14 protein-coding genes are annotated in these 14,977 nt (G+C 64.8%); 13 read left to right on the forward strand and 1 reads right to left on the reverse strand.

Annotation, left to right across the window (positions count from 1 at the left end; all coding sequences use genetic code 11):
- Nucleotides 1–71 precede the first annotated feature (71 nt).
- Together QN413_RS09920 and QN413_RS09925 are read left to right on the forward strand one after the other, a co-directional pair.
- Nucleotides 72–278: a DUF465 domain-containing protein gene (locus tag QN413_RS09920; RefSeq protein WP_187052459.1), complete on the forward strand. Its 207-nt coding sequence runs from the start codon at nt 72–74 to the stop codon at nt 276–278.
- A complete protein-coding gene (locus QN413_RS09925; RefSeq protein ID WP_416352162.1) occupies nt 278–2,353 on the forward strand; it encodes an ATP-dependent DNA helicase in 2,076 nt (691 codons plus the stop codon). The genes QN413_RS09920 and QN413_RS09925 overlap by 1 nt, the downstream gene beginning before the upstream one ends.
- A 61-nt stretch (nt 2,354–2,414) precedes the next feature.
- Here the strand turns inward: QN413_RS09925 and QN413_RS09930 are convergent, their stop codons facing one another.
- Complete coding sequence (locus QN413_RS09930; protein ID WP_187052458.1) at nt 2,415–3,224, reverse strand: outer membrane protein assembly factor BamD; 810 nt, start codon at nt 3,222–3,224, stop codon at nt 2,415–2,417.
- Between the two features lie 23 nt (nt 3,225–3,247).
- On the opposite strand from QN413_RS09930, the gene QN413_RS09935 reads away from it, so the two are divergent.
- The 11 genes from QN413_RS09935 to bamB all read left to right on the forward strand — a co-directional run bounded on the left by QN413_RS09935 (nt 3,248) and on the right by bamB (nt 14,961).
- Nucleotides 3,248–4,291 carry an RluA family pseudouridine synthase gene (locus tag QN413_RS09935; RefSeq protein ID WP_416352165.1) on the forward strand — a complete coding sequence of 348 codons (1,044 nt, stop codon included), beginning with the start codon at nt 3,248–3,250 and terminating at the stop codon, nt 4,289–4,291.
- 128 nt (nt 4,292–4,419) lie between these two features.
- Entirely contained in the window at nt 4,420–5,130 is a 711-nt protein-coding gene (scpB, locus tag QN413_RS09940) for an SMC-Scp complex subunit ScpB (protein ID WP_323496438.1), read from the forward strand.
- Nucleotides 5,127–6,947, forward strand: coding sequence for a pseudouridine synthase (locus QN413_RS09945; RefSeq protein ID WP_323496439.1), 1,821 nt, complete (start codon nt 5,127–5,129; stop codon nt 6,945–6,947). The genes scpB and QN413_RS09945 overlap by 4 nt, the downstream gene beginning before the upstream one ends.
- 144 nt (nt 6,948–7,091) lie before the next feature.
- Complete coding sequence (gene ndk / locus QN413_RS09950) at nt 7,092–7,517, forward strand: nucleoside-diphosphate kinase (RefSeq protein ID WP_187052455.1); 426 nt, start codon at nt 7,092–7,094, stop codon at nt 7,515–7,517.
- A 21-nt stretch (nt 7,518–7,538) separates the two neighbouring features.
- The gene (gene rlmN, locus QN413_RS09955; RefSeq protein WP_323496441.1) at nt 7,539–8,765 is read left to right on the forward strand and encodes a 23S rRNA (adenine(2503)-C(2))-methyltransferase RlmN; all 1,227 of its coding nucleotides are present in this window, start codon (nt 7,539–7,541) and stop codon (nt 8,763–8,765) included.
- 4 nt (nt 8,766–8,769) lie between these two features.
- Nucleotides 8,770–9,615: a type IV pilus biogenesis/stability protein PilW gene (gene pilW, locus QN413_RS09960; RefSeq protein ID WP_323496442.1), complete on the forward strand. Its 846-nt coding sequence runs from the start codon at nt 8,770–8,772 to the stop codon at nt 9,613–9,615.
- Nucleotides 9,608–10,546, forward strand: a complete 939-nt coding sequence (locus tag QN413_RS09965; RefSeq protein ID WP_323496444.1) for a helix-turn-helix domain-containing protein — start codon at nt 9,608–9,610, stop codon at nt 10,544–10,546. The genes pilW and QN413_RS09965 overlap by 8 nt, the downstream gene beginning before the upstream one ends.
- Nucleotides 10,543–11,814 (forward strand): flavodoxin-dependent (E)-4-hydroxy-3-methylbut-2-enyl-diphosphate synthase, encoded by a 1,272-nt coding sequence (ispG, locus tag QN413_RS09970; RefSeq protein WP_323496445.1) that lies wholly within the window; start codon nt 10,543–10,545, stop codon nt 11,812–11,814. The genes QN413_RS09965 and ispG overlap by 4 nt, the downstream gene beginning before the upstream one ends.
- Before the next feature lie 13 nt (nt 11,815–11,827).
- Nucleotides 11,828–13,126, forward strand: a complete 1,299-nt coding sequence (gene hisS, locus QN413_RS09975) for a histidine--tRNA ligase (RefSeq protein ID WP_323496446.1) — start codon at nt 11,828–11,830, stop codon at nt 13,124–13,126.
- Nucleotides 13,127–13,132: 6 nt separating this feature from the next.
- Complete coding sequence (locus tag QN413_RS09980; RefSeq protein ID WP_323496447.1) at nt 13,133–13,822, forward strand: tetratricopeptide repeat protein; 690 nt, start codon at nt 13,133–13,135, stop codon at nt 13,820–13,822.
- Nucleotides 13,819–14,961, forward strand: coding sequence for an outer membrane protein assembly factor BamB (gene bamB / locus QN413_RS09985; protein WP_323496448.1), 1,143 nt, complete (start codon nt 13,819–13,821; stop codon nt 14,959–14,961). The genes QN413_RS09980 and bamB overlap by 4 nt, the downstream gene beginning before the upstream one ends.
- The last annotated feature ends 16 nt before the right edge of the window (nt 14,962–14,977 follow it).

The raw sequence follows: 14,977 nt of genomic DNA on the forward strand, positions 1-14,977 counted from the left end.
GTGGACGTATTATCGGGCGATCATGCACCGCGGCCGCTGGAGCCCGCCTGACCCGGTCCGCATTTACTCCGTTGGACACCAATCTTCACTCCCTTTCTCGCCAGCTGATCGACCTGCGCATCGAGCACGCCGATCTTGACGCCACCATCGATCGCCTCGTCGAGGTGGCGCCGCCGCAGGACGACCTGTTGCTGCGTCGACTGAAGAAGCGTCGGCTTGCATTGCGCGACAGGATCGACCGCGTCGCTCGGGACATCGCGCCACAAGAGCCTGCCTGATGGGCGCACTCGAGTCGGAGGTGCGCGACGCGTTCGCGCATGACGGTGTGTTGTCGCGTGCCGCCGAACAGTTTCGCGAACGCGACGGACAAACGCAGATGGCGCTCGCCGTTGCCCGCACTATCGAGCATGGCGGCGTGCTGGTCGTCGAGGCGGGCACCGGTGTCGGCAAGACCTTTTCTTACCTCGTACCGGCACTGCTGAGCGGTGAGCGTGTGCTGCTGTCGACCGCCACCAAGACGTTGCAAGACCAGTTGTTCGGCCGCGATCTGCCGCGACTGGTTGAAGCGCTCGGCCTGCCCGTTCGCACGGCTCTTCTTAAAGGGCGCGGCAGCTACGTGTGCCTGCACCGGCTCGATCTGGCGCGGCATGACGCATCGCTGCCCGAGCGCGGCACCGTGCGCACGCTGGCAAAGATCGAGCAGTGGTCCAAGTCGACGCGCACCGGTGATCTTGCCGAGCTACCGGGTCTCGACGAACGTTCGCCGCTTATTCCATTGGTGACGTCGACGCGCGAGAACTGCCTCGGGGCGCAGTGCCCGCAATTCAAACCGTGCCATGTGAACCTGGCGAGGCGCGAGGCGCTTGCAGCCGACGTGGTCGTCATCAACCACCATCTCTTTTTTGCCGATCTCGCGGTGCGCGAATCCGGCATGGCCGAGCTACTGCCGAGCGTGCGGGTGGTGGTGTTCGACGAGGCGCATCAACTCAACGAAATCGGCGTTCAGTTCCTGGGCGCGCAGCTTGGCAGCGGGCAGGCACTCGACTTCTCGCGTGACCTGCTGGCTGCCGGGCTGCAACATGCACGCGGTTTGGTTGACTGGCATCAACTCGCCGCAGCACTGGAGCGCGCAGCGCGCGAGCTTAGGCTGGTGGTCGGAAAGCAATGGCCAGGGACCAAATTGCGCTGGGCGGGTCCGTCGCCAGACACCGTGCCAGCCGAAGGGTGGCAGGCCGCGCTCGACATGCTGCAGCACGCATTTGAAGATGCTGCCGAGAACTTGGCCACGGTCAGCGAAATCGCCCCCGACTTCGTCCGCTTGCATGACCGCGCCGGGCAGCTTGCCGAGCGCGCTGCACGCTTCGCGACGCCCTGTGCGACCGACTCCGTGCGCTGGCTGGATGTCGGCACACAGCTGCGACTGGTCGAGTCGCCACTCGATATCGCCGAGGCCATGCGTGGACGGGTTCTGAAGATCGAGCAGGTTAGCGCCCGAGAAGCCGACGAAGCAATGGATGGATCCTGTGCTGTGGATACGGCTGGCGCCGCCAAGCCTAAGGAGGGCGGCGAACGAGGCCGTGCCTGGGTCTTTACTTCGGCCACTCTGGGCGACGACCCCAAGCTGCGCTGGTTCACCGAGCCGTGCGGTCTGGAGTCCGCCGAAGTGTTGCGCGTTCAAAGTCCGTTCGACTACGCGCGTCAGGCAGCTCTCTACGTGCCGCGCACTTTTCCGAAGCCGGCCGATCCGGCGCACGGTACCGAAGTGGCCCGACTCGCAGCCCGCGGTGCGGCGGCGCTGGGCGGAAGAACGTTGGTACTGACGACGACCTTGCGCGCACTGCGAACCATCGCCGACACGCTGCGGCTCGCACTTGAGCCAATCGATCCGTCGATCCGTCCCGAAGTGTTGGCGCAAGGCGAGTTGCCCAAGCGCGTGCTGATGGAGCGCTTCAGGGAAGGCGCCGGTGTCGGTCGCGCAGGCTGCGTGCTGGTCGCGTCGGCGTCATTCTGGGAGGGTTTCGATGCACCGGGTGATGTACTGCAGCTGGTCGTGATCGACAAGCTGCCGTTTCCGCCGCCGAACGATCCACTGGTCGAAGCCCGCTCGCAACGGCTCGAGGCCCAGGGTCGCAACGCATTCGGCGACTATTCATTGCCCGAGGCGGCCGTGGCGCTCAAACAGGGTGCCGGTCGGTTGATCCGGCGCGAATCCGATCGCGGCGTGCTGGTGATCTGCGATGCCCGTCTCGCCACCATGGGCTACGGTCGCCGCCTTGTTGCCGCGCTGCCGCCGATGCGGCGTATCGAAAGCGCTGAAGAGTTCGATGCGGCGTTATCCGAACTCCGAGCCTAGGGATTCAGCGTATCGGTACCGACAGGCCGGCGGCAGTTGGTCTCGATCCAGTCGATCCGGGTTACCAGACCTTCCACCACGGGTCGTCGTTCTTCCGGAACCCCGTCGCCATGAACTCGCTCTTCGGATAATTGGTGGCCAGCACGCGTTGCGCGTCGTCGCGCAGTTCCTTCATGCCGAGGGCCTCGTACGACTTCACCATGATGTAGAGCGCCTCTTCAAGCGCCGGCACCTCGCGGTAGTCAGCCAGTGCCAGCTGTGCACGGTTGATGGCGGCCAGGTAGGCACCGCGCTGGTAGTAGTAGCGGGCTACGTGAACTTCGTATTGCGCGAGCGAATTCACGATGTAATTCATGCGCTGGCGGGCGTCGGGCGTATAGCGCGATGCCGGGAAGCGCGTTACCAGTTCCTTGAAGGCCTGGAACGATTCCTTGGCGGCCTTCTGGTCGCGCTCGGACAAGTCTTGACGGGTTGCAAAAGAGAACAGGCCGAGGTCGTCGTTGAAGTTGATCACGCCCTTGAGGTAGAACGCGTAGTCGAGTGCGGGGCTTGCCGGATGGAGCTTGATGAAGCGATCGACGGTGGCGATGGCTGCCGGCCTTTCGCCGGACTTGTATTGCGCGTAGGCCTTGTCCAGTTCTGCTTGCTGCGCTAGCGGGGTGCCCGCGGCGCGGCCCTCGAGCTTTTCGTACAACGGGATGGCCTTGTCGTACGAGCCGCCATCGGCCTCGTCCTTGGCTTCTGAGTAAATCTTGTTCGGGCTCCAGTTGGCGGTCTTGTCTTCTTTGGTGGACGAGCAGCCGGCGACAAGCCACGCTGCGGCGCAAAGCGCGAGCCACGCGGGGACCATCGATAATTTGGCGCGAAACATCACATACGGCTTTCGTGAAACAGTTGCCTTCAATTATATCGACCGACCCCTTCGTCAATCTCCCTAGCGCATCGGCGTCAGAGGAGGGCGGCGACCCGAGCGAGCCAGGCGACCTGGCTGACATCGCCGAAGCGAGCGAATTGCGTGCCTTCACGATCGGCGTCGACGAGCACGGGCAGCGGCTCGATCGAGCTTTGGCAACGCTGGTGCCCGAGTTCTCGCGCAGCTACTTACAGCAAATGATCAACGGCGGACTGGTGACCCTGCAAGGGCGGACGGTGACCAAGACGTCGACGACGGTCCGCGCGGGCCAGGCCGGCCAGATCGAGTTGCGACCGACACCGCAGAGCCAGGCCTTTCGACCCGAGGCGATGGCGATCGACGTCGTGTTCGAAGACGAGCATCTGCGCGTCATCAACAAGCCCGCTGGTTTGGTGGTGCATCCGGCGCCAGGCAACTGGAGCGGCACCCTCTTGAACGGCTTGCTGGCGCTCGATCCCAAAGCGGTTCTGCTGCCGCGAGCCGGCATCGTGCACCGGCTCGACAAGGACACGAGCGGCCTGATGATGGTCGCTCGTACGCGCGCCACGATGGATGCGCTGGTCGAGCTGATCGCCGCGCGTGAGGTCAAGCGCCAGTACCTCGCGATGGGGCACAAGCCGTGGGAAGGCGGTGCGGCGCGGCAGGTCGATGCGCCGATCGGCCGCGACCCGCGCAACCGTCTCCGGATGGCCATCGTCGATCTGGAACGGCATCCAGGCAAGGCGGCGCGCACGCTGGTCGAGCGGCTCGACAGCAATGCGCATGGCTGCAGCGTGCGTTGCACGCTGGAAACCGGCCGCACACATCAGATCCGCGTGCACATGGCGTCTCTTGGGCATCCGCTGGTGGGCGACACGCTGTATGGCGGCGCGGCAGCAGCGGGGCTTTCGCGGCAGGCATTGCATGCGTTCCGGCTGGCTTTCGTGCACCCGATGACACAGGAGCCGATGTCGTTCAATGCGCCGGTGCCGGCCGATCTGGCCGCAGGCTTGCTAGCCTGGGGGCTGGACTACAATCGAGCTTGACGGCCCTCAGGGCCTCGCCGGGCAATGATCCGGCCCTGCGCTGCCAACGCCCGCGTGCCGGCAGCGCCACTTTCCATCCCAATGAAACGAAGCGCCCCCAAAGCGCCTTTTCCCGGATAACGCGAACCATGAATACGGCGGATGCCAAGCGCATTCTCGAAACCGCATTGATCTGTTCGGCCCAGCCGCTGCCGGTTCGCGACCTTCGCGTGCTGTTCGGCGACGAACTCGGTGCCGACACCATCAAGACGCTGCTCGTCGAATTGCAGGAAGACTGGGCGCAACGCGGCCTGGAGCTCGTAAGCGTCGGCTCCGGCTGGCGCTTTCAGAGCCGGCCGGAGATGCGCGACCACCTCGACCGGTTGCATCCCGAGAAGCCGCCACGCTACACGCGTGCCGTACTCGAAACCCTGGCCATCATTGCCTACCGCCAGCCTGTCACGCGCGGCGACATGGAAGACATCCGCGGCGTCACCATCAACTCGCTGATCCTGAAGCAGCTCGAAGACCGCAACTGGGTCGAGGTGATCGGGCATCGCGAAACAGTCGGGCGCCCGGCGCTCTTTGCCACCACGCGCCAGTTTCTCGACGACCTCGGGCTCGAGTCGCTCGATCAGTTGCCGGTGATCGGCTCGCCGATGCAGCAAGGCTCTTTGGTCGATGCGCTGGAGCAACTCGGCGAGTCCGACCAGGCCTCGTTGCCGATGGACGAGCCGGCTGCAGAAGTCGCAGTTGAAGTTGCCGTCGAAGCCGAAGCACACGTCTCAACCATCCCCCCCGTCGATGCCGCAGCCGAGCCTGTCGACACCACCGCTGCCCCTTCCGGAACTGCACCATGAGCCCCTCCGACTCCGACGACGCGGCGATGCTGCCGGCCGGTCCTGCCGCTGAAGACGAAGTGGGCGCGAAGCCCGCTGTGCTTGCTGACATTGATCAGGCCGATCCACCGCCGAAGAAACGCCGTCCGCGTCGGCCGAAGGCCGTGGAGTCGGCGGAGCCGATCGCAGACGAGACCCCGGCGAAAATCGGGCCGTCACAGTCGGACGCCTTGCCGTCTGTTGCGGACATGGCCTCGGACGCCGCAGCGCCGCCCGCAATCGTGGCCGCTGTAACCGCCGGGCCAGCCGTCGGCCAGCCCGAGCCCCCCGCGCGCAACGAGGACTTCGATCAGGACGACGACGAAGAAGAAGACGAGGACGACGATGAAGACGACGACCTCGATCGCGCCCGCAAGGCTGCTGACCGGGAGCAGCGCAATGCACCGCCGCCGCAGCCGATCCGCTTTGCCGACGTCGTCTCAGGCCAGTTCGACGCCGACGAAGACAGCCCCGAGGTGCCGGCGCTCAAGCGCGTGCTGCTGCCCGAAGCCGACTCCCCCAAGCTGCACAAGGTGTTGGCCCAGGCTGGCCTCGGTTCGCGTCTTGAGATGGAAGCGCTGATCCTGCAGGGTCGGATCTCTGTCAACGCCGAGCCCGCGCATATCGGCCAGCGTATTCAGCACGGCGATCAGGTCAAGATCAACGGCAAGCCGATTCGCTATCGCATCGCGCCACCGCCGGCGCGCGTCATCGCGTATCACAAGCCGATCGGTGAAGTGGTGACGCACGACGATCCACAAAACCGTCCGACGGTGTTCCGCAAGCTGCCGCGTCTGCAACAAGGCAAGTGGCAGTCGGTCGGGCGGCTCGATCTGAATACCGAAGGTCTGTTGCTTTTCACGAGTTCTGGCGAACTGGCGAATCAGTTGATGCATCCGCGCTTTGGCCTGGAGCGCGAGTACGCGGTGCGCGTGCTCGGCGCGATCAACAAGGAAGAGCGTCAAAAGCTGCTCGAAGGCGTGCGGTTGGACGACGGCATGGCGCAGTTCGGCAGCATCGAAGACGGCGGCGGCGAAGGCTCCAACCTTTGGTACCGCGTCACGATTTCAGAAGGCCGCAACCGGGAAGTGCGTCGGCTGTTCGAATCTGTCGGCCACGCGGTCAGCCGATTGATCCGCATTCGTTACGGCGCCATGCTGCTGCCGCGCGGCCTGAAGCGGGGCGCGTGGATGGAGCTCGACGAGAAAGATATTCGCTCGCTGTTCGACGCCGCAGGCGGGGGTGCCGGCGGTGCCGAGCGCGCGCCACGGCCCGGCTTCGGGCAAGGACAGGGTCAAGGTCCGCGTGGTCCGGGCCCTGAAGGTGGCGGTCGCAACAACCGGAACAAGAACCGTCGCGGCAACCGAAATGATCGCAACGCCGGCGGTCCGCGCGACGACTCGCGTGAAGCCCCGATCCCTAGTCCGCTCGGCGACGGGCAAGCGCCGCGTGGCGACCGCGGACGCGGCGCTAATCGAGGCGGTGGTGGCGGAGGCGGTGGTGGCGGAAATGGCGGCCCGCCCGGCGGTCCTCGCCGTGGTGGCCAGGGCGGCGGCGGTGGAAACAACCGCGGCGGCAGTCAGCCCGGCTTCAAGGGCGAAGACCGTCCGCCGAGCGGTGCCAATCAGCCCGATCCGATGAAGACGTCGGTCGGCTACATCGGCGCCGACAGCTTTTCAAGGCAGCGCAAGGAGCAACGCCAGGCGCCGCGGCGCGGCGGTGGATCGGGTGGCGGCTATGGCGGTGGTGGTGGTGGCGGCAATGCAGGCGGCGGCGGGGGTCGCCGTCGCGGTCGCTGAAAGCACCGCCGCCCCGCGGTTTTTCATGGATCGGTCATGGGTCGTTCGGCCCGGCCGGTTAAAATCAGAGGCTTTGTCATGGCGGCGACCGATTGGGTGCGGCGCTGACGAATCGTCTCAAAATCAAGCAGGAAGCATCTCAAAATGGCCATCGAACGCACTCTCTCCATCATCAAGCCTGACGCCGTCGCCAAGAACGTCATCGGCAAGATCGTTTCTCGCTTCGAAGCCGCCGGCCTCAAGGTCGTCGCTGCGAAGCTCGTGCATCTGTCGCGCAATGAAGCCGAGCAGTTCTATGCCGTGCACAGCGCACGCCCGTTCTTCAAGGACTTGGTTGAATTCATGATTTCCGGCCCGGTGTTCGTGCAAGCGCTCGAAGGCGAAGACGCCATTGCCAAGAACCGCGACCTGATGGGCGCGACCGATCCCAAGAAGGCAGCTGCCGGCACCATCCGCGCCGACTTCGCCGACAGCATCGATGCCAATGCAGTGCACGGCTCCGACGCACCTGAAACCGCTAAGAACGAAATCGCTTTCTTCTTCGCCGGCCTCAACGTCTACGCACGTTGAGGTGCCCGCCCGACTGACGCAATGACGACGGCCAACCTTCTCGAGTTCGATCTGGAGGGGTTGGCCGCGTTCTGCGAGCGGCTGGGTGAAAAACGTTTCCGCGCGACCCAGCTTTTCCGCTGGATCCATCAGCGCGGCGCCAGCGACTTTTCGCAGATGACCGATCTCGCGAAGTCGCTGCGCGAAAAGCTGGCGACCACCGCGCGCATCGAAGCGCTCCCGGTCACCACGCAGCACGAGTCCGCTGACGGCACCATCAAGTGGCTGTTCGACGTGGGCGACGGCAATGCGGTCGAGGCGGTGTTCATTCCCGAAGACGATCGCGGCACTTTGTGTGTGTCATCCCAGGCGGGGTGCGCCGTCGGCTGCCGCTTTTGTTCGACCGGCCACCAAGGCTTCAGCCGCAATCTGACGACCGGCGAAGTCGTTGCGCAGCTTTGGTTTGCCGAGCATTTTTTGCGCAAACATTTGAAGCGCGATCCGGGCCAGGAAGGCCGTGTCATCTCGAACGTCGTGATGATGGGCATGGGCGAGCCGTTGCAGAACTACACCGCGCTGGTTCCGGCCCTTCGCACGATGCTTGACGACAACGCCTACGGCTTGTCTCGTCGCCGTGTCACCGTCTCAACCTCTGGCGTGGTGCCGATGATCGACCGGCTCGGTACCGACTGTCCGGTCGCGCTTGCGGTGTCGCTTCATGCGCCGACCGACGCACTGCGCGACGACCTGGTGCCGCTGAACCGCAAGTACCCGATCGTCGAATTGCTCGAAGCATGCAAGCGCTATTTGGCGCACGCGCCGCGCGACTTCATCACCTTCGAGTACTGCATGCTCGACGGCGTCAACGACCAACCCGAGCATGCCGAGCAACTGGTCGCGCTGGTTCGCCAGCACGGCATTTCGTGCAAGTTCAATTTGATTCCTTTCAACCCGTTTCCCGCGTCTGGTTTGCTGCGGTCGCCGCAGGCCCGAGTGCTGGCTTTTGCGAAGACGCTGAGTGCAGCCGGGCTGGTGACGACCATCCGCAAGACGCGCGGTGACGACATCGACGCGGCATGCGGACAGCTGGCTGGCGATGTCAAAGACCGCACGCGGGCTGTCGAGCGCATGGCTGAACGGCGTGCGAGTGGTGCCGCTTCCACCTCGGGCCGAACCATCGTTTTGCACCCGGTCCGCGAGGCGCGGCCCAGTTCGAACACCGCGAAGATGTCGACGACTTCGAACACACCGAACATTCAGGAGCACTGAAGCGATGAGCATGGCTTTTTCGATGACGCGTTCGTTCGCGCAACCGCTGTTGGCGCGCCTCCTTCTTTGCCTGGTCACCGGCATCGCGCTGGCCGGATGCGCCAACAAGGGCACCGGCGCGGTGGCGAGCACGGCCGGCAATGGCGCGCAGTTGCTGACCGACTCCGACGAAGGCAATGGCCGCAAGCGAGCCCGCCTGCGGCTTGAACTCGCCATCGGCTACTTCGAAGCCGGGCAGACCACGGTGGCGCTCGACGAAATCAAGCAATCCCTGACAGCCGACCCGACCTACTCGGAGGCCTACAACTTGCGCGGCCTTGTCTACATGCGGCTCGACGACGCCGGCCTGGCCGAAGACAGCTTCCGCCGCGCCATCGCGCTCAATCCGCGCGAACCAAACACGCTGCACAACTACGGCTGGCTGCTGTGTCAGCAAGGCCGCAACGGCGATGCCATGCAGCAGTTTGGGCAGGCTCTGGCAATTCCGGGCTACTCCGATCGTGCCAAGACGCTCATGACGCAGGGCGTGTGCCAGATCAAGGCAGGCGACCGTGCCGATGCCGAGCGCAGCCTCACGCAGGCTTATGAAATCGATCCCGGCAACCCGGTGATTGGGTTCAATCTGGCCACCTTGCTGTTCCAGCGCGACGACATGACACGCGCCCAGTTCTACATCCGGCGCGTCAACAACAGCCCGTCCGCCAATGCCGAATCACTCTGGCTCGGCATCAAGATCGAACGCCGCCTGAATAATCGCGAAGCACTGGGCCAACTCGCCAGCCAGTTGCAGCGCCGCTTCTCTCAGTCGCGGGAGGCCATTGCGTACGAACGCGGAAATTTCAATGATTGAACGCGCCAGTGAGTTCGGCGCTTCGCAAGGGGCGCCGCTGGTGGTCGGCGACAGCACGAACATGAGCGCTGGCGACATGCTGCGCGAGGCGCGCGAAGCCCATGGCCTGCACATCGAAGTCGTGGCTGCGGCGCTGAAGGTGCCAGCGCAAAAGCTGCAGGCCCTCGAAGACGATGACATCGACTCCTTGCCCGATCCGGCTTTCGCTCGCGCACTTGCCGCCAGCGTCGCGCGAGCGCTCAAGATCGATCCGGTCAAGGTACTGGCGAAGATGCCCGGCTCGCCTCGCGCCGCGCTCGCCGACGCCGACCGCACCATCAGCAGTAGCTTCCGATCCGGTGCGCCGCGATCGGGACGAGGCTCGAATTTGTTGCCTTCAGGCGCGTTGCTTGCGGTCGTCGCGCTCTTGCTCATCGGTGCCGCTGCGTTGTTCTGGCTTCCCCAGTCCGCATTCGACCAGGTGAGCTCGGCCTTCGCGCGCATCACGTCGCGCAGTGCGGCCGAAACTCCCGCCGAGACCGAATCGGCTCCCGTCTCCGCAAGCGCACCCGGCACCGTGGTCGAGCCCGCCATGCCGGCGACGGTGCAGCCCGCGACGCCTGCGACCACCGCCCCTGTGGGGTCCCCGGGAGCGCAAGTCGGTGCTGTCGGCAGTGCTACCGCGACGACTGCAGCCGTCGCTGCAGGCAGCGACATCCTGGTTTTCGTCGCCCGCGCGGACTCCTGGGTGACCGTGACTGAAGGCGACGGCAAGCAGGTGCTTCGCCGCACCGTGCAGACCGGAGAGACTGTTTCGGTCACCGGCAGTCTGCCGCTGACCGTCGTCGTCGGCCGCGCGTCCGGCATCGATGTGAAGGTGCGTGGCAAAGCTTTCGATTTGGGCCCTGTGACCAAGGGCGGCGGCGTTGCACGCTTCGAGGTGAAATCATGAACGATTGCTTTCCGATCGAGTCAGCGGCGCCCAAGGCGCGGCGTTCGCGTCAGGCGACGGTGACGTGGGGCGCGCGCACGGTCACGGTTGGCGGCGACGCACCGGTGCGCGTGCAGTCAATGACCAACACCGACACGGTCGATGCCATCGGTACCGCGATCCAAGTCAAGGAACTCGCGATCGCGGGCTCCGAGATGGTCCGCATCACGGTAAACACGCCCGAGGCGGCGGCCCAGGTTCCGTACATCCGCGAGCAGCTCGACCGCATGGGCATCGACGTGCCGTTGATCGGAGACTTCCACTACAACGGGCACCGTCTGCTCACCGACTATCCGGCCTGCGCCGAAGCGCTCAGCAAGTACCGCATCAACCCCGGCAACGTTGGCAAGGGCGACAAGCATGATCGCCAGTTCGGTCAGATGATCGATGTCGCGATGCGCTGGAACAAGCCAGTGCGCATCGGCGTGAACTGGGGCAGCCTCGACCAGGAGCTGCTGTCGGGCTTGATGGACATCAACAGCCAGCGTGCTGCGCCCTGGGACGCGAAGCAGGTCATGTACGAAGCACTCATCACTTCGGCCATCGATTCGGCCAAGCTCGCTGAATCGATGGGCATGGACGGCAATCAGGTCATACTGAGCTGCAAGGTCAGCGGTGTGCAAGACCTGATATCGGTCTACCGCGAACTGGCAAAGCGTTGCGACTATCCTCTGCATTTGGGCCTGACCGAAGCAGGCATGGGTACCAAGGGCACCGTGGCTTCTGCTACGGCCTTGTCGATCCTGCTGCAAGAGGGCATCGGCGACACCATCCGCGTGTCGCTCACGCCGCAACCCGGCGAAGCACGCACCCAAGAAGTCGTGATCGCCAACGAGATCCTGCAGGCGCTGGGCCTGCGCATGTTCGTGCCGAGCGTGACCGCGTGTCCCGGTTGCGGTCGCACCACCAGCACCACGTTCCAGGAACTCGCCAAGCAAATCGACGACTACCTTCGCGCACAGATGCCGGTGTGGCGCACCAAGTACCCGGGCGTCGAAACCATGAAGGTGGCGGTGATGGGCTGCATCGTCAATGGGCCCGGCGAAAGCAAGCACGCGGACATCGGCATCAGCTTGCCGGGCAACGGCGAGGCACCTGCCGCACCCGTTTTTATCGACGGCGAAAAGGCACTCACACTGCGCGGCGACAACATCGCCAACGAGTTTCATCAGCTCGTCGAAAACTACATTGAAAAGCGCTTTGGTGGCGAGCACGCCGTCGTCGCCTGACCTTCCGGAATCCATGGCCGATAAATTGAATGCCGTCAAAGGCATGAACGACATATTGCCGCCCGAATCGGCGCGCTGGGAGGCGCTCGAGCAGACGGTGCGCGAACTTATGGGGCGCTATGCCTATCGCAATATCCGCACGCCGATCGTCGAGCCCACTGCGCTCTTCGTGCGCGGCACCGGGCAAACCACCGACATCGTCGAGAAGGAGATGTATTCCTTCGAAGACCGGCTCAACGGCGAGCAGCTCACGCTGCGCCCCGAAAACACGCCCGGTGTCGCGCGTGCGGCCATCGAGCACAACCTGACCTATGACGGCGGCAAGCGGCTCTGGTACACCGGCCCGATGTTCCGGCACGAGCGACCGCAGCGCGGGCGCTACCGCCAGTTCTACCAACTCGGCGCGGAAGCACTGGGCTTCTCGGGCCCGGAGGTCGATGCCGAGTTGATGCTGCTGGCGCACCAGCTGTTCCAGACGCTCGGGCTGCGCAACATCCGTGTCGAACTCAATAGCCTCGGTGTGCCGGTGGAACGTCAGGCGCATCGCGCGGCGCTCATCACCCACTTTCAGCAGAACGCCGACATGCTCGACGCCGACGCGCAGCGTCGCCTCGAGACCAATCCGCTGCGCATCCTCGACACCAAGAACCCGGCGATGCAGCCGCTGGTCGAGGCAGCGCCGCGCCTGCTGGACTATCTGGGCGACGCGTCGCGCCGCCATCTCGAAACCGTGCAGTCCCTGTTGACCGCTTGCGGCGTCGAATGGACGATTAACCCCCGCCTGGTGCGCGGTCTGGATTACTACAGTCACACGGTGTTCGAGTTCATCACCTCCGAACTCGGCGCGCAGGGAACCCTGTGCGGCGGCGGTCGCTACGACGGCCTGTTCGAAGTGCTCGGTGGCAAGCCGACGCCCGCCGTGGGATGGGGCATGGGGCTTGAACGCGTGCTTGAGCTGCTGAAGGAGCAGGCCGGTGCGACCGCTTTGCCAGTGCCAGACGCTTATGCGGTGATCCCGGATGCGGCAGCGCTCGCGCAAGCCATGCCGGTGCTGCAGCAACTGCGCGCGGCCGGCGTTGCCGTGCAGATGCATGCCGGCACGGCCGACGGCTTCGGCAGCTTCAAGTCGCAGTTCAAGAAGGCCGATGCCAGCGGCGCTTTGTACGCGCTGATCTTCGGTGCCGACGAGCTGACCCGCGGCGAAGTCATGGTCAAAGCGCTACGAGATGGCAGCGGTGCCCAGACCGCACGACCGCTCGCCGAGGTGGCCACCTGGGCCGCCACCCTACAATCTCGGGCTCTCTACATCTGACAGCGCATGGCAACTCCACTCGATCTCGAAGAACAGGAACAGCTCGACCAGCTCAAGCATTTCTGGACCACCTACGGCAGCCTCATCACCTGGGTCGTGCTGATTGCGGCTGGCGCGTTCATGGCGTGGAACGGCTGGCAGTACTTGCAGCGCACCAAAGCTGCTCAGGCCGCTGCTCTCTATGACGAGCTGGAACGTGGCGCACAGGCCGGCGACACGGCGCGCATCGAGCGCGCGCTGGCGGACATGAAAGAGAAATTCGCAGGCACCGCCTATGCCCAGCAAGCGGGGCTGCTCGCGGCCAAGACGCTGCATGAAAAGGGCAACGACGAGGCATCGCGTGCCGCGCTCGCATGGGTCGCCGACAAGGCCGTCGACCCTGGTTATCAGGCCATCGCCAAGCTACGCCTGTCGGCCGAGTTGCTCGACAGCAAGGCCTACGACGACGCTTTGAAGCAGCTCTCCGGCGGCATGCCCAAAGAATTCGAGCCCCTGGTGGCGGATCGCAAAGGCGACATCTATCTGGCCCAGGGCAAGCGTGAAGAAGCGAAGACCGAATACCGCAAAGCCTGGACCGGCTTCGAAGGTCGTGGTGACTATCGCCGCCTGATCGAAATCAAGCTGAATGCCGTCGGCGTTGATCCGAAGACCCTGGCGCCGACCATCACCGTTACCCCAGCCAAGACCACATCATGAATTTGAAGCGATTAGTGTCTCTGAAGCACGCCCTGCGAGCGGGCGCCGCGATCGTCGCGATCACCGTGCTCGCCGCCTGTTCCGGCACTGAAAAGCCGAAGCCGGCCGAACTCCCGGCCAACGTCGCCGTGCTCGGCGTGCGCCAGGCCTGGACCGCCAAACTGCCGGCAGTGACCTTCCCGCTGCAGACCGATGTCAGCGGCGACATGCTGGTCGTGGCCAGTGCCGATGGCACTGTCGTCATGCTCGACTCGCGTTCCGGCAAGGAAGCCTGGCGTGGCAATGCCGGTGCACCTCTCACGGCCGGTGTCGGCAGCGACGGCACTATCGTCGCGGTCGTCACTCGGAACAACGAACTCGTTGCGCTCGAAAACGGCAAGGTGCTCTGGAAGCAGCGCCTCAGTGCCGAGTCATACACGGCACCGCTGGTCGCGGGACGTAGGGTGTTCGTGCAAGCCGCTGATCGCACCACCAGCGCGTGGGATGGGCAAACCGGTCGCCGTCTCTGGTCGCAGCAGCGCACCGCAGAAAACCTCGTGCTGAAGAAGCCCGGCGTGCTGGTCGCTGTCGGCGACACCCTGGTGACCGGCGTGGGTGGGCGACTCGTCGGCCTCAATCCGAACAACGGTTCGTCGCGCTGGGAATCGCCGATCGCGGCGCCGCGCGGCACCAACGACGTGGAGCGCCTGGTCGACCTGACCGGCACCGTGAGCCGGGTTGGCGATACCGTCTGCGCGCGTGCCTATTACGCCAGCGTGGGCTGCGTCGATTCGCAGCGCGGCACGCTCATCTGGAGCAAGCCGGCGTCCGGCGCCGAAGGCCTCAGCGGTGACGATCGCTTCGTCTACGGCACCGAATCGAACGGTAACGTGATGGCCTGGCGTCGTGCCGATGGCGAGCGCGGATGGGTCAGCGAGCGTCTGAAGTACCGCGATCTGACAGCACCCCTCTCGGTCGGCCGCTCTGTCGTCGTCGGCGACAGCACGGGCCTGGTCCATTTCCTGTCGCGCGAAGACGGCTCGCCGCTCAACCGCGTGACCACCGATGGTTCGGCCATCGCTGCCACGCCGGTCCTTGCCGGCAACACGGTCGTCGTCGTCACCCGCAATGGCGGCGTGTACGGCTACCGGCCTGAATAAGTTTTGAAAGCCCGAC

The organism is Variovorax sp. LG9.2 (assembly GCF_035018885.1).
GTDB lineage: Bacteria > Pseudomonadota > Gammaproteobacteria > Burkholderiales > Burkholderiaceae_C > Variovorax.

What these genes read in the sequence shown, in the direction of transcription:
- rlmN (WP_323496441.1), top strand. Translation starts at nt 7,539, where the DNA reads ATGACGACGGCCAACCTTCTCGAGTTCGATCTGGAGGGGTTGGCCGCG.
- hisS (WP_323496446.1), top strand. Translation starts at nt 11,828, where the DNA reads ATGGCCGATAAATTGAATGCCGTCAAAGGCATGAACGACATATTGCCG.
- ispG (WP_323496445.1), top strand. Translation starts at nt 10,543, where the DNA reads ATGAACGATTGCTTTCCGATCGAGTCAGCGGCGCCCAAGGCGCGGCGT.
- bamB (WP_323496448.1), top strand. Translation starts at nt 13,819, where the DNA reads ATGAATTTGAAGCGATTAGTGTCTCTGAAGCACGCCCTGCGAGCGGGC.
- QN413_RS09930 (WP_187052458.1), bottom strand. Translation starts at nt 3,224, where the DNA reads ATGTTTCGCGCCAAATTATCGATGGTCCCCGCGTGGCTCGCGCTTTGC.
- ndk (WP_187052455.1), top strand. Translation starts at nt 7,092, where the DNA reads ATGGCCATCGAACGCACTCTCTCCATCATCAAGCCTGACGCCGTCGCC.
- QN413_RS09965 (WP_323496444.1), top strand. Translation starts at nt 9,608, where the DNA reads ATGATTGAACGCGCCAGTGAGTTCGGCGCTTCGCAAGGGGCGCCGCTG.
- scpB (WP_323496438.1), top strand. Translation starts at nt 4,420, where the DNA reads ATGAATACGGCGGATGCCAAGCGCATTCTCGAAACCGCATTGATCTGT.
- QN413_RS09945 (WP_323496439.1), top strand. Translation starts at nt 5,127, where the DNA reads ATGAGCCCCTCCGACTCCGACGACGCGGCGATGCTGCCGGCCGGTCCT.
- QN413_RS09925 (WP_416352162.1), top strand. Translation starts at nt 278, where the DNA reads ATGGGCGCACTCGAGTCGGAGGTGCGCGACGCGTTCGCGCATGACGGT.
- pilW (WP_323496442.1), top strand. Translation starts at nt 8,770, where the DNA reads ATGAGCATGGCTTTTTCGATGACGCGTTCGTTCGCGCAACCGCTGTTG.
- QN413_RS09980 (WP_323496447.1), top strand. Translation starts at nt 13,133, where the DNA reads ATGGCAACTCCACTCGATCTCGAAGAACAGGAACAGCTCGACCAGCTC.